This window comes from Pseudomonas sp. 18.1.10, assembly GCF_024655625.1.
Classification (GTDB): domain Bacteria; phylum Pseudomonadota; class Gammaproteobacteria; order Pseudomonadales; family Pseudomonadaceae; genus Aquipseudomonas.
Genome location: NZ_JANLGL010000023.1, coordinates 10,610 through 23,301, shown reverse-complemented (window position 1 = coordinate 23,301; position 12,692 = coordinate 10,610). Strand labels below are relative to the sequence as shown.

Here is a 12,692-nt window from a genome sequence, read left to right as displayed (position 1 = left end):
CCTTTTTTGTGGCTGCCGGTTACATCAGTCGATGTACTCGAACACCTTGACGATCTTCTGCACACCGGACACACCTTGCACCAGGTTGGCTGCGCGGGTGGCTTCCGCCTGGGTCAGCAGACCCATCAGGTAAACGATGCCGTTGTCGGTGACGACTTTGATCCGCGAGCCGGGAATCGCGTTGTCGGTCAGCATCTGGGCCTTGATCTTGGTGGTCAGCAACGCATCATTGCTGATGGCCAGCAGGGTGATCGGGTCCATGACCTGAAGTTCGTTGTGGACCTTCTTCACGCGCTGCACGGCCGAAGCGGCTTGTTCAGCCTGGGCCTTGAGGTCGGCACGCGGGGTTTGGCCGGCCAGCAGGACCACGCCGTTGAAGCTGGTGACGACGATGCGCGAGGCGCCGTTGCCCAGGTCGGGAGCGGCTTTGGCGACGTTGACCTCAACCTTGGTTTCGATCAACGAGTCGTCAATCTTGCTGCCGAAGGTGCGAGTGCCCTTGTCGTCCTGGATTGGCGTGTCACGTGTCGCGGTGATGGCGGTGCTGCAACCGGTGATAGCAAGGCACAGCGTGATGGCCAATAGGCTGAGGCGGTTAACGGTCATTCTTCACTCCCAAACAATTGGCTGTCGATCAGATCGCACAGGCAGTGGATCGCCAGCAGATGGACTTCCTGGATACGTGCGGTGACGTTGGCCGGGACGCGAATCTCCACGTCCTCTGGCAATAGCAGCGACGCCATGCCGCCGCCATCGCGCCCGGTCAATGCTACGACAACCATTTCGCGATCATGTGCGGCCTGGATCGCTTGAATAATGTTTGCCGAGTTGCCGCTGGTGGAAATCGCCAGCAGCACGTCGCCGGGCTGGCCCAGGGCGCGGATCTGCTTGGAAAAGATTTCGTTGTAGCTGTAGTCGTTGGCGATCGAGGTGATCGTCGACGAGTCGGTGGTCAGGGCGATGGCTGGCAGGCTCGGGCGTTCGCGTTCGAAGCGGTTGAGCAGCTCGGACGAGAAGTGCTGGGCATCACCCGCCGAACCGCCGTTGCCGCACGAAAGCATTTTGCCTTCGTTGAGCAAGGCGTTGACCATGACCTGACTGGCTTGCTCGATGTGCGGTGCAAGTACGTCCATCGCCTGTTGCTTGGTGTCGATGCTGGCCTGGAAAAGCTGGCGAATTCGGGATTGCATGTCCATCTGTGTGACCTTAAGTAGCGCGGCTGTTTGGCACAGGAATGTGCAGCCCGCAAAGCAAAGAGCAAAAGTGTGTGGTGAAGATGTCCGGCGAATCAGCTGTCGAAGGCATCTTTGAGCCAGTTCAGGTCAGCCTGACCAGACGGTGTGCGTTCTATGGCAACCACATCGAAACGGCAGGGGGCGTCGGCCCAGCGATGCTCTTTTTGCAGGAAAAACTGCGCGGCGAGTATCAGCTTCTGACGCTTGCGCTCGTCGATACTGGCGAGCGCGCCACCCCATTGTGCGTGTTTTCTGTAGCGGACTTCGACGAATACTACTGTATCGCCGTCAAGCATGACCAGATCAAGCTCACCGCGTTTACATAACCAGTTCTGCGCCAGAAGGCGCAGACCCTGCTGTTGCAAATGATTCAGGGCTTGCAGTTCGGCGTCCTTGCCGGTTTGTGCGCTGGACCGCTCGGGCATCAGCGCGGCGTGTCGGGCAGGCGCTGGATGTCTCCGCCGACGAACTTGGCCCATGGCATCTGGCGGTCAACACGCTGGCTGGCGCTGATGCCCAGGTTGCCAGAGAGGCCGTCGATGCGGGTGTCCGGCAGTGCCTTGAGCTGGCCAAGGCGCGGCGCCAGGCGGTAGGCGTCAACGCCCATCGCGTACAGGCGACCCAGGCTGCCATTGGCTTGCGGCCATTGTGCGGCAACCTGGTTGCGCAGCGGGTCGGTGCTGTTGAGCAGCCACGGGGTTTCGCAGAACATCACGTTGGTCATGTCCAGGTACTGGTTCTTGTCGCCGCTGGCGCTGAAGACATGGGACGTCGCATACACCGGTACATCACCGGCGTACTGGAAGTTCAGGGTCGGCTTGATCTGCTGGGCCAGCTGCGGGGTCACGGCCAGGAAGATGAACTCGATGTCCTGGCGGCGCGAAGGTTGTGCCGCTACGTCGGTGCCGACGGTGCTTTGCAGGCTCTTGGCGCGGCCTTCGCTCTTGCGCAGCTGGAACAGGTCGGCGATCTGCTGGGCGAGGGCCACCGGTTGATCGACGTATTCGACGCCGACAACGGTGCCGCCATTGGCTTCCCAATCCTGACGGAAGGCTTTGTAGACACGCTCGCCCCATTCGCCGCGCGGGACCATGGCCGCCGCGCGATGCAGGCCGTCGGCGCGGGCGCGGCGCGAGACTTCGCGGGCTTCATCTTCAGCCGCCAGGCCGAACTGGAACAGCTGCGCCGGGTTCTGGTCGGCCTCGCTGTAGTTCAGGGCCAGGGTGGTGATCGGCAATTGCGGGCGTGCGCTCAGCTGTTTGACCAGTGGTTTTTCCAGCGGGCCGACCACCAGTTGCACGCCGGCAGCCTGGGCCTTGGCGTAGAAGTCATCGATGGAGGTCAGGCGCGAGCTGTCAAAGAACTCGATGACCGGCGGCTTCTGTCCGGCTTGCTCAGCCTGGTAGTGCGCGGCCATGAAGCCTTCGCGCAGTGCCTTGCCGACGGAGGCCAGCGGGCCTTCCTGCGGCAACAGCAGGGCGATCTTGGTCAGGGGCTGGCTGGCCAGCTCCTTGAGCTTGGTCAACGGTGTCGGCAGTTGCAGCGCCGCAGGATGGCCTGGGTTCTGCGCGCGCCAGGTGTCGATGGCGGCTTGCTGTTGCTCCAGGGTGCCGGCGCCCTTGACCGCCTGGGCCAGGGTGACCCAGCCGTCGAGCGTCGGGTTGCCGCTGGCTTGCAGTTGGTCGGCAGGCACTGCGGCAATCAGGGCCCAGATGGCTTCGTGATTGCTTTTGGCGGCATCGCCGCTGAGCAGCGGGGCCATGGCCACGCGCTCGCGGGCAGCGGCGAGTGTCTGGCCATCGGCTTCATAGGCGCGGGCATGCACGCTGCCGGTGCGCAGCTGCTGCTCGGTCGGCAGGTCTTTCAGGCTTTGCAGGCTGGGATGGCTCAGCGCCGTCAGCGCGGCCTTGGGCTGGTTGCGCGCCATGGCCAGTTCGGCGGCCAGGGTGCTGGCAAAGACTTGCGCGGCGGGCTTGAGGACATCCAGGGGCACTTGCGCAAGAATCTGCGACGAGCGGCCAGGGTTGTTCTGCTTGTAGGCCATGTCTGCCGCACTCAGGCGCAGCAATGCGGCCTTTTCTGGCGTCTTGGCGGTGGTGGCCTGTTCGAGCAGTTGCTCGATACTGGCGTCCGGGGTCCGTGGAAGGTCGCCAAGGCTGGACGAGGGCGAGCTGGCGCAAGCCGCCAGGAGGGCAGCGAGGCAGAGGGCGGAGAGCAGCCGCAGGCAAGCGATCATGTAAGTGTTCCTGATACCGATCAAATTAGCGTGGAATTGTACCCAAGCACTGGCCCAGGCGCGATGTTACTGGCGTGAAACCGTCGATTTAGGTCGTGGAAATGTTGCCGGCAGCCATCTGCGGCTGAGCGTGAGGGCATATTATCGAGGCGCCTACGCGCTACAATGCGACTTTTCCCAACCATCGAGGTGTGCGTTTTGACTGCTCCAGGTCCTTTGAATTCCACTGCAGGCTCGCTTTTTGTCGTGGCGACGCCCATTGGCAACCTGGACGACATCAGTGCCCGGGCGCTGAAAGTGTTGCGTGACGTTAAATTGATCGCGGCCGAAGACACGCGGCACTCCCAACGCCTGATGCAGCATTTTGGTATCAGCACGCCACTGGCGGCCTGCCACGAACACAACGAACGTGAAGAGGGCAGCCGTTTTATCGTGCGCCTGCTGGCGGGTGACGATGTGGCACTGATCTCCGATGCGGGCACGCCGTTGATCTCGGACCCGGGTTATCACCTGGTGCGCCAGGCGCGTGCCGCTGGTATCAATGTAGTGCCTGTTCCGGGGGCGTGCGCGCTGATTGCCGCATTGTCGGCGGCGGGCCTGCCGTCGGACCGCTTTATTTTCGAAGGTTTCCTGCCGGCCAAGGCGGTGGGGCGGCGCGCGCGACTTGAGGCGGTAAAGGAAGAGCCGCGCACCTTGATCTTCTATGAAGCGCCCCATCGCATCCTAGAATGCTTGCAGGATATGGAGCTGGTATTCGGCGGCGAGCGCCTGGCGCTGCTGGCCCGCGAGCTGACCAAGACCTTCGAAACCCTCAAGGGCCTGCCTCTGGAAGAGTTGCGCGCCTTTGTCGAGGGTGACAGCAACCAGCAGCGCGGCGAGTGTGTGGTGCTGGTTGCGGGCTGGACGGCGCCGGAGAGCGAAGACGCGGTTGGCAGCGAGGCCATGCGCATCCTTGATCTGTTGCTCAAGGAAATGCCCCTCAAGCGTGCCGCTGCGTTGGCCGCGGAAATTACCGGCCTGCGCAAGAATGTGCTGTATCAAGTTGCGCTGGATAAACAGAAAGCCGAATAGTTCAGGGGCGAAAGCTGTATTTCGTCTGAACGTGATGGCAATTCTGAACTTTTATTACTTGTCCTAAGTCCGCCGTGCCGTTAACCTGCGCGGCGGAGAGTCGATTGGACAGTCGCTGCCCTCTATGAAAATTAGGGGGGGGAGGAAAGTCCGGGCTCCATAGGGCGAAGTGCCAGGTAATGCCTGGGAGGCGTGAGCCTACGGAAAGTGCCACAGAAAATAACCGCCTAAGCACTTCGGTGCCGGTAAGGGTGAAAAGGTGCGGTAAGAGCGCACCGCACGACTGGCAACAGTTCGTGGCTAGGTAAACCCCACTTGGAGCAAGACCAAATAGGGTCCCAAGGCGTGGCCCGCGCTGGGACCGGGTAGGTTGCTAAAGGTGTCCAGTGATGGCCATCGTAGACGAATGACTGTTCAAGACAGAACCCGGCTTACAGATCGACTCTCCACCTTTTTTCCTTCTGTCCGAATCTCGGGCAGAAACCCGGTAGTAACGCAAGAATCCCTCCCTGCCGAATCATTGGCAGATGCATCTTCGTAATACCAAAAAAATCTTACTCTTAATAAATTACTTTAACTTCGAGCCATAGCTCTTTGAGCTGTTTGTGCTTGTCGGGTCAAAAACATCGCCAAACTCTCGTTTCTCCTCCCTTTACGCTCCTAAATCTCCGTTCTGTAAGGCTTTTCCTTGAATCCGCGCCTTGACGGTGTGGTGGGCGCATTCCTATAGTGTGCGCAAGTGGCGGAAAGTGGCACAAAGTGGGTTTTTTGAACGTAAAACGCTAAAATTTGGAGAAACGCATCTGTGTTTCGCGGAGCTAACGCTATCAGTCTCGATGCAAAAGGCCGTCTCGCTATGCCGAGCCGGTATCGTGACGAGCTGATTTCGCGAAGTTCCGGGCAGTTGATTATCACGATCGATGCCGTTGACCCTTGTTTGTGTGTTTACCCCCTCGATGAGTGGGAGCTGATTGAAACCAAGTTGCGTGCCCTGCCTTCATTGCGTGAAGAAAACCGCCGCCTGCAGCGTTTGCTGATTGGCAACGCCGTCGACCTTGAGCTCGATGGCAGCGGTCGTTTCCTGGTGCCACCGCGTTTGCGCGAGTACGCCAAGCTGGACAAGCGCGCAATGCTGGTGGGCCAACTGAACAAGTTCCAATTGTGGGACGAAGATGCCTGGGATGCTGTTTCTGCAGCTGACCTGGCTGCTATTCAACAACCGGGCGCCATGCCTGATGAACTGCGTGATTTGATCCTGTGACTATTGATAGCGGCTTTAACCACATCACCGTATTGCTTGACGAAGCCGTTGAGGCTCTCGCCGTGCGCGCGGATGGTTGCTATCTGGATGGCACATTCGGCAGGGGCGGGCACAGCCGGTTGATACTCAGCCAGCTCGGGTCCGACGGCAAACTCCTCGGGTTCGACAAAGACCCCCAAGCGATTGCCACCGGGCAAGCGCTAGCGGCCGAAGACGGCCGCTTTGTCGTTGTGCAGCGCAGCTTTGCCGAGCTGGGTGCCGAAGTGGCCGAACGCGGCATGGCAGGCAAGGTGGCCGGGGTTTTGCTGGACTTGGGCGTGTCTTCGCCACAGCTCGACGACCCGGAGCGCGGCTTCAGTTTCATGAACGATGGCCCCCTCGACATGCGCATGGATCCTACCCGGGGTATCAGCGCTGCGCAGTTCATCGCCACCGCGCCCCATGAAGAAATCACCCGCGTCTTCAAGGAATACGGTGAGGAGCGCTTCGCCGGCCGCATGGCCCGTGCCGTGGTCGAACGTCGTGAAATCCAGCCGTTCGAGCGCACCGCCGACCTGGCCGAAGTGCTGAAAGTCGCCAACCCGGCGTGGGAAAAGGGCAAGAACCCGGCAACCCGTGCGTTCCAGGGCCTGCGCATTCACGTCAACAACGAATTGGGCGACCTGGAAGCGGGCCTCGAAGCCGCGCTGGATGCCTTGGAAGTGGGCGGTCGCCTGGTGGTCATCAGCTTCCATTCCCTCGAAGACCGTATCGTCAAGCTGTTCATGCGTCGCCTGGTCAAGGGTGAGTCCGACAACCTGCCGCGCAACCTGCCGGTACGTTTCGAAGCCTTTGTGCCGAAAATCAAAATCCATGGCAAAGCGCAGTTCGCTTCCGAAGCCGAACTCAAGGCCAACCCACGCTCCCGCAGCGCTGTCATGCGCGTTGCCGAGAAGCTGCGGTGAGCAAGCTTTTTGCCAAGCCCCTCCCGGGCGGCAGCTTCTTCATGATGCTGCTGTACGTCGGCGTGCTGGTGTCCGCGATTGCGGTGTCCTACAGCGCCCACTACAACCGCCAATTGCTCAACACCCTGTACGGGGAGCTGAGTGTGCGCGACAAGGCGCAAGCGGAGTGGGGCCGGCTGATCCTGGAACAAAGCACCTGGACGGCCCATAGCCGTATCGAAGTGCTGGCCACCGAACAGCTGAAAATGCACATCCCTGGCGCGGCCGAAGTCCGCATGGTGGCGCCATGATGAAACTCGAAGGCGCACTCTACCCATGGCGCTTCCGCCTGATGCTCGGCTTGCTGGCATTGATGGTGGGCGCGATTGCCTGGCGGATCATCGACCTGCAGGTGGTCGATCGCGACTTCCTGATCGGCGAGGGCAACGCCCGCAGCCTGCGGCATATCCCGATTCCGGCACACCGCGGCCTTATCACTGACCGCAATGCGGAACCGTTGGCTGTCAGCACGCCAGTGACCACGCTGTGGGCAAATGCCAAGGAATTGCAGGTGTCCAAGGACCGTTGGCCGGCACTGGCCGCGGCCCTTGGACAAGATCCGAAGGCTCTGTCCGAGCGCCTTGATGCCCAGGCCAACAAAGAATTCATCTACCTTGTTCGCGGCCTGACCCCTGAACAAGGTCAGCAAGTGCTCGACCTTAAAGTCCCCGGTGTCTATGGCATCGAGGAATTCCGTCGTTTCTACCCGGCCGGTGAAACCACCGCCCATATGGTCGGTTTTACCGACATCGACGACCACGGCCGTGAAGGCGTGGAGCTGGCCTACGATGAATGGCTGGCCGGGGTTCCCGGCAAACGACAAGTCATCAAGGATCGGCGCGGCAGACTGATTAAGGATGTCCAGGTCACCAAAAACGCCAAGGCCGGTAAGCCCTTGGCGTTGTCGATTGACCTGCGCCTGCAATACCTGGCCAACCGCGAGCTGCGTAACGCGATCATCGAGAACGGCGCCAAGGCCGGCAGCCTGGTGATAATGGACGTGAAGACCGGCGAGATCCTCGCCATGGTCAACCAGCCGACCTACAACCCGAACAACCGTCGCAACCTGCAACCGGCGATGATGCGTAACCGCGCGATGATCGACGTGTTCGAACCGGGTTCGACCATGAAAGCCATCTCCATGAGTGCCGCCCTCGAAACCGGACGCTGGAAGCCCAGCGACAAGGTCGAGGTGTATCCGGGTACCCTGCAGTTGGGCAAATACACCATTCGCGACGTGTCCCGCACCGAAGGTCCGGTGCTGGATCTGACAGGTATCCTGATTAACTCCAGTAACGTGGGCATGAGCAAGGTCGCCTTCGATATTGGCGGTGAAACCATCTACCACCTTGCGCAGAAAATCGGCCTGGGCCAGCCCACCGGCCTCGACTTCCCGGGCGAGCGCGTGGGCAACCTGCCGAACTACCGCGACTGGAAAAAAGCCGAGACCGCCACGCTGTCCTACGGCTACGGCCTGTCGGTGACCGCGATCCAACTGGCCCACGCTTTCTCTGTATTGGCCAACAATGGCCGCATGGTTCCCTTGAGCCTGATCCGTGTCGACGAAGCGCCGAAAGCCACCCAGGTGATCCCGGAAAACGTCGCCAAGACCATGCAAGGCATGCTGCAACAAGTGATCGAAGCCCCGCGCGGCGTGTTCCGTGCCCAGGTGCCGGCGTATCACGTGGCAGGCAAGTCCGGTACCGCGCGGAAAACGTCGGTGGGCACCAAGGGCTATGCCGAAAACTCCTACCGCTCGCTGTTCGCCGGCTTTGGCCCGATGAGCGACCCGCGCTACGCCATCGTCGTAGTGATCGATGAACCGAGTAAAGCAGGCTACTTCGGTGGCCTGGTATCGGCGCCGGTGTTCAGCAAAGTGATGTCCGGCACCCTGCGCCTGATGAACATCACGCCGGACAACCTGCCGCCGACCCAACAAGCGAACGCCGGACCACCGGCCGCTGCCGTAAAAGCCAATGGAGGGCGCGGCTGATGTCTCTGAGCCTGAACAAGATTTTTGCCCACGCTGGCCGCGATCTGCTGATCCGCGAGCTGAGCCTGGACAGCCGCAATGTACGTGCCGGTGACCTGTTCCTGGCCGTGCCGGGCGGCAAGGTCGATGGTCGTGACCATATCGCCGATGCCTTGCAGCGCGGTGCGGCGGCGGTGGCGTATGAAGTGGAAGGCGCTACCGTGCTGCCGATCACCGACGTGCCGCTGATTCCGGTCAAGGGCCTGGCCAAACAGTTGTCGGATATCGCCGGGCGTTTTTATGGCGACCCGAGCCGTCACGTCAATCTGGTGGGTGTCACGGGCACCAACGGCAAGACCAGCGTGACCCAGTTGGTCGCCCAGGCCCTGGATCTGCTCGGTCAGCACTGCGGCATTATCGGCACCCTTGGCACCGGCTTTTATGGCGCGCTGCACAGCGGGCTGCACACCACGCCGAACCCTATCGCCGTGCAAGCGACCCTGGCCGACCTGAAAAAGGCCGGTGCCAAGGCGGTTGCCATGGAAGTCTCGTCCCACGGTTTGCACCAGGGCCGCGTTGCTGCGCTGGCCTTTGACGTGGCGGTGATGACCAACCTGTCCCGCGATCACCTGGACTACCACGGCACCATGGAGGCTTACGCAGCCGAAAAGGCCAAGCTGTTTGCCTGGAACGACCTGAAATGCCGGGTGGTGAACCTGGACGACGAATTCGGTCGCCAATTGGCGGCACAAGAGCATGAGTCGCGCCTGATTAGCTACAGCCTCGAAGATTCCAGTGCGTACCTGTATTGCCGTGATGCCCAATTTAATGACGAGGGCGTGCGCGCTACGCTGGTGACGCCACAAGGCGAGCACCATCTGCGGAGCAGCCTGCTCGGTCGCTTCAACCTGAGCAACGTCCTCGCCGCCGTTGGCGCGTTGCTCGGCCTGGATTACGCCCTCGACGAAATCTTGCGGGTGCTGCCCAAGCTGGAAGGCCCGGTCGGGCGCATGCAGCGCTTGGGTGGCGGTTCGCAGCCGCTGGTGGTGGTCGACTACGCCCACACCCCGGATGCCCTGGAAAAAGTCCTGGTTGCCCTGCGTCCCCATGCCAAGGGCAAATTGCTCTGCCTGTTCGGCTGCGGCGGCGACCGTGATCGCGGCAAGCGTCCGTTGATGGCCGAGATCGTCGAACGTCTGGCCGATGGCGTGCTCGTCACCGACGACAACCCGCGCAGCGAAGACCCGCAGCAGATTTTCGACGACATTCGCGCGGGCTTCAGCGATGCGTCCAAGGCGACCTTCGTCGCCGGCCGTGGCGCTGCCATTGCCCAATTGATTGCCAGCGCCAGTGCTGACGATGTGGTGGTGCTGGCCGGTAAAGGCCACGAGGACTACCAGGAAATCAACGGCGAACGCCATGCCTTCTCCGATCTGGTCGAGGCCGATCACGCCTTGACCGCCTGGGAGGTCGCCCATGCTTAAGGCGATGACATTCAGCGAACTGACCCAGGCCCTGGCGGCCCGTGTGCTGTCGAGCGATTGCCGCTTCGACGGTGTCAGTATCGACAGTCGCAACATTAAACCGGGCCAATTGTTCGTCGCCTTGGCGGGCCCGCGTTTCGATGGACACGACTACCTGAATGACGTCGCAGCCAAAGGTGCCGTGGGCGCCTTGGTGCAACGCGAAGTGGCAGAGTCCACGTTGCCGCAATTGCTGGTCGCCGATACCCGCCTGGCCCTCGGCCAGTTGGGCGCGCTGAACCGTGCCGCATTTGATAAGCCCGTGGCAGCCATCACCGGCTCCAGCGGCAAGACCACGGTCAAGGAGCTGCTGGCCGGTATCCTGCGCACGCGCGGCCCGGTGCTCGCCACCCGTGGCAACCTGAACAATGATTTCGGCGCACCGCTGACCCTGCTCGAACTGGCCCCGGAACACACGGCGGCCGTCATCGAGCTGGGCGCGTCGCGCATTGGCGAGATCGCCTACACCGTGGCGCTGACCAAGCCCCACGTGGCGATCATCAACAACGCCGGTACCGCCCATGTCGGCGAGTTCGGCGGCCCGGAGAAGATCGTCGAAGCCAAGGGCGAGATCCTTGAAGGCCTCGATGCATCGGGCACTGCTGTATTGAATCTGGACGACAAGGCCTTCGAGACCTGGCGTGTACGCGCCGCCGGTCGCAAGGTGCTGACGTTTGCCGTGCTCAATGCCGCGGCTGATTTCCATGCTTCCAACATCACCGTTGATGCCCGTGGTTGCCCGTCCTTCACCTTGCACACGCCACAAGGCAGCGAGCAGGTGCAGTTGAACCTGCTGGGCAACCACAACGTCGCCAATGCACTGGCCGCCGCCGCCGCCGCTCACGCCCTGGGCGTGTCGCTGTTTGGTATCGCTACCGGCCTGGGGGCGGTGCAGCCGGTCAAGGGCCGCACCGTGGCGCAGTTGGCGACCAATGGCATGCGTGTGATCGATGACACCTACAACGCCAACCCGTCCTCCATTAATGCCGCGGTCGATCTGCTGAAGGGCTTTGCCGGGCGCAAGGTGCTGGTGCTGGGCGATATCGGCGAGCTGGGCGACTGGGCTGAACAAGGCCATCGTGAAGTCGGCGCCTATGCCGCTGGCAAGGTCGACGCACTGTACGCCGTGGGGACGAACATGGCCCACGCGGTCGACGCCTTCGGCCCGGGCGCGCGGCATTTCGCCACCCAGGCCGAGCTGATCCAGGCGCTGGCGGCGGCCGAACAAGACAAACAAACCACTATTTTGATCAAGGGATCGCGCAGCGCGGTGATGGAAAACGTCGTCGCGGCCTTGTGTGGCTCAAGTACGGAGAAACATTAATGCTGCTGCTGCTGGCTGAGTATCTGCAACAGTTCCACAAAGGCTTCGCGGTCTTTCAGTACCTGACCCTGCGCGGGATCCTGGGCGTGCTGACCGCGCTGTCGCTGTCGCTGTTTTTGGGGCCGTGGATGATCCGCACCCTGCAGAACCTGCAAATTGGTCAATCGGTTCGTAATGACGGCCCGCAGTCGCACCTGTCCAAATCCGGCACCCCGACCATGGGCGGCGCGTTGATCCTGTCGTCCATCGGCATCAGCACCTTGCTCTGGGCCGACCTGCACAACCGCTACGTGTGGACGGTGTTGCTGGTGACCCTGTTGTTCGGCGCCATTGGCTGGGTCGATGACTACCGCAAGGTGATCGAGAAAAACTCGAAAGGCCTGCCAAGCCGCTGGAAGTATTTCTGGCAGTCGGTGTTTGGCCTGGGCGCAGCGATTTTCCTGTTCATGACCGCGCCAAGTGCGGTGGAAACCACCCTGATAATCCCGATGCTCAAGGACGCCAGCATTCCCCTGGGCGTCGGTTTCGTGGTGCTGACCTATTTCGTGATCGTCGGCTCCAGCAACGCGGTGAACCTCACCGACGGCCTCGACGGCCTGGCGATCATGCCGACGGTGATGGTGGGCGGCGCGCTTGGCATCTTCTGCTACCTGTCGGGTAACGTGAAGTTCGCGGAATACCTGCTGATCCCATACGTGCCGGGCGCGGGCGAGCTGATTGTGTTCTGCGGTGCGCTGATCGGTGCCGGCCTGGGCTTCCTGTGGTTTAACACCTACCCCGCACAAGTGTTCATGGGCGACGTCGGCGCACTGGCGCTGGGCGCAGCCCTGGGCACCATCGCCGTGATCGTGCGCCAGGAAATCGTGCTGTTCATCATGGGCGGTGTGTTCGTGATGGAAACCCTGTCGGTGGTCATCCAGGTGGCCTCCTTCAAGTTGACCGGGCGCCGCGTGTTCCGCATGGCGCCGATTCACCACCACTTTGAACTCAAGGGCTGGCCTGAGCCGCGTGTGATTGTCCGTTTCTGGATCATCACTGTGATTCTCGTGCTGGTCGGCCTTGCCACCCTGAAACTGAGGTAGAAACG

General features: G+C 61.5%; 12 protein-coding genes and 1 other RNA gene. 9 read left to right on the top strand and 4 right to left on the bottom strand.

What is annotated here, in order from left to right:
• Positions 1-24: 24 nt before the first annotated feature.
• The 4 genes from NUV89_RS06465 to NUV89_RS06450 form a co-directional block, all read right to left on the bottom strand.
• Positions 25-606, bottom strand: a complete 582-nt coding sequence (locus NUV89_RS06465; RefSeq protein ID WP_257780675.1) for a BON domain-containing protein — start codon at positions 604-606, stop codon at positions 25-27.
• Positions 603-1,196, bottom strand: a complete 594-nt coding sequence (locus tag NUV89_RS06460; protein ID WP_017738708.1) for a phosphoheptose isomerase — start codon at positions 1,194-1,196, stop codon at positions 603-605. Before NUV89_RS06460 ends, NUV89_RS06465 begins: the two co-directional genes overlap by 4 nt.
• 92 nt (positions 1,197-1,288) lie before the next feature.
• Positions 1,289-1,660 (bottom strand): YraN family protein, encoded by a 372-nt coding sequence (locus tag NUV89_RS06455; protein WP_257780674.1) that lies wholly within the window; start codon positions 1,658-1,660, stop codon positions 1,289-1,291.
• Positions 1,660-3,471 (bottom strand): penicillin-binding protein activator, encoded by a 1,812-nt coding sequence (locus NUV89_RS06450; RefSeq protein ID WP_257780673.1) that lies wholly within the window; start codon positions 3,469-3,471, stop codon positions 1,660-1,662. The genes NUV89_RS06455 and NUV89_RS06450 overlap by 1 nt, the downstream gene beginning before the upstream one ends.
• 165 nt (positions 3,472-3,636) lie before the next feature.
• On the opposite strand from NUV89_RS06450, the gene rsmI reads away from it, so the two are divergent.
• The 9 genes from rsmI (at position 3,637) to mraY (ending at position 12,687) form a co-directional block, all read left to right on the top strand.
• Entirely contained in the window at positions 3,637-4,542 is a 906-nt protein-coding gene (gene rsmI, locus NUV89_RS06445) for a 16S rRNA (cytidine(1402)-2'-O)-methyltransferase (RefSeq protein ID WP_257780672.1), read from the top strand.
• A 96-nt stretch (positions 4,543-4,638) separates the two neighbouring features.
• Positions 4,639-4,992: RNase P RNA component class A (rnpB, locus tag NUV89_RS06440), an RNA gene on the top strand.
• 355 nt (positions 4,993-5,347) lie between these two features.
• Positions 5,348-5,803 carry a division/cell wall cluster transcriptional repressor MraZ gene (gene mraZ, locus NUV89_RS06435; protein WP_003171868.1) on the top strand — a complete coding sequence of 152 codons (456 nt, stop codon included), beginning with the start codon at positions 5,348-5,350 and terminating at the stop codon, positions 5,801-5,803.
• A complete protein-coding gene (gene rsmH / locus NUV89_RS06430; protein WP_026137039.1) occupies positions 5,800-6,747 on the top strand; it encodes a 16S rRNA (cytosine(1402)-N(4))-methyltransferase RsmH in 948 nt (315 codons plus the stop codon). Before mraZ ends, rsmH begins: the two co-directional genes overlap by 4 nt.
• Entirely contained in the window at positions 6,744-7,037 is a 294-nt protein-coding gene (gene ftsL, locus NUV89_RS06425) for a cell division protein FtsL (RefSeq protein WP_017738702.1), read from the top strand. Before rsmH ends, ftsL begins: the two co-directional genes overlap by 4 nt.
• Positions 7,037-8,779 (top strand): penicillin-binding protein 2, encoded by a 1,743-nt coding sequence (locus NUV89_RS06420; RefSeq protein ID WP_257780693.1) that lies wholly within the window; start codon positions 7,037-7,039, stop codon positions 8,777-8,779. The genes ftsL and NUV89_RS06420 overlap by 1 nt, the downstream gene beginning before the upstream one ends.
• Positions 8,779-10,242 carry a UDP-N-acetylmuramoyl-L-alanyl-D-glutamate--2,6-diaminopimelate ligase gene (locus tag NUV89_RS06415; protein WP_257780671.1) on the top strand — a complete coding sequence of 488 codons (1,464 nt, stop codon included), beginning with the start codon at positions 8,779-8,781 and terminating at the stop codon, positions 10,240-10,242. Before NUV89_RS06420 ends, NUV89_RS06415 begins: the two co-directional genes overlap by 1 nt.
• The gene (gene murF, locus NUV89_RS06410; protein WP_257780670.1) at positions 10,235-11,605 is read left to right on the top strand and encodes a UDP-N-acetylmuramoyl-tripeptide--D-alanyl-D-alanine ligase; all 1,371 of its coding nucleotides are present in this window, start codon (positions 10,235-10,237) and stop codon (positions 11,603-11,605) included. The genes NUV89_RS06415 and murF overlap by 8 nt, the downstream gene beginning before the upstream one ends.
• Positions 11,605-12,687 carry a phospho-N-acetylmuramoyl-pentapeptide-transferase gene (gene mraY, locus NUV89_RS06405; RefSeq protein ID WP_017738698.1) on the top strand — a complete coding sequence of 361 codons (1,083 nt, stop codon included), beginning with the start codon at positions 11,605-11,607 and terminating at the stop codon, positions 12,685-12,687. Before murF ends, mraY begins: the two co-directional genes overlap by 1 nt.
• Positions 12,688-12,692: the final 5 nt, after the last annotated feature.

Bases quoted from the DNA above. Each gene is read 5' to 3' on its own strand.
- NUV89_RS06465 (WP_257780675.1), bottom strand. From the start codon at position 606: ATGACCGTTAACCGCCTCAGCCTATTGGCCATCACGCTGTGCCTTGCT.
- NUV89_RS06460 (WP_017738708.1), bottom strand. From the start codon at position 1,196: ATGGACATGCAATCCCGAATTCGCCAGCTTTTCCAGGCCAGCATCGAC.
- NUV89_RS06455 (WP_257780674.1), bottom strand. From the start codon at position 1,660: ATGCCCGAGCGGTCCAGCGCACAAACCGGCAAGGACGCCGAACTGCAA.
- NUV89_RS06450 (WP_257780673.1), bottom strand. From the start codon at position 3,471: ATGATCGCTTGCCTGCGGCTGCTCTCCGCCCTCTGCCTCGCTGCCCTC.
- rsmI (WP_257780672.1), top strand. From the start codon at position 3,637: ATGCGACTTTTCCCAACCATCGAGGTGTGCGTTTTGACTGCTCCAGGT.
- NUV89_RS06420 (WP_257780693.1), top strand. From the start codon at position 7,037: ATGAAACTCGAAGGCGCACTCTACCCATGGCGCTTCCGCCTGATGCTC.
- NUV89_RS06415 (WP_257780671.1), top strand. From the start codon at position 8,779: ATGTCTCTGAGCCTGAACAAGATTTTTGCCCACGCTGGCCGCGATCTG.
- murF (WP_257780670.1), top strand. From the start codon at position 10,235: ATGCTTAAGGCGATGACATTCAGCGAACTGACCCAGGCCCTGGCGGCC.
- mraY (WP_017738698.1), top strand. From the start codon at position 11,605: ATGCTGCTGCTGCTGGCTGAGTATCTGCAACAGTTCCACAAAGGCTTC.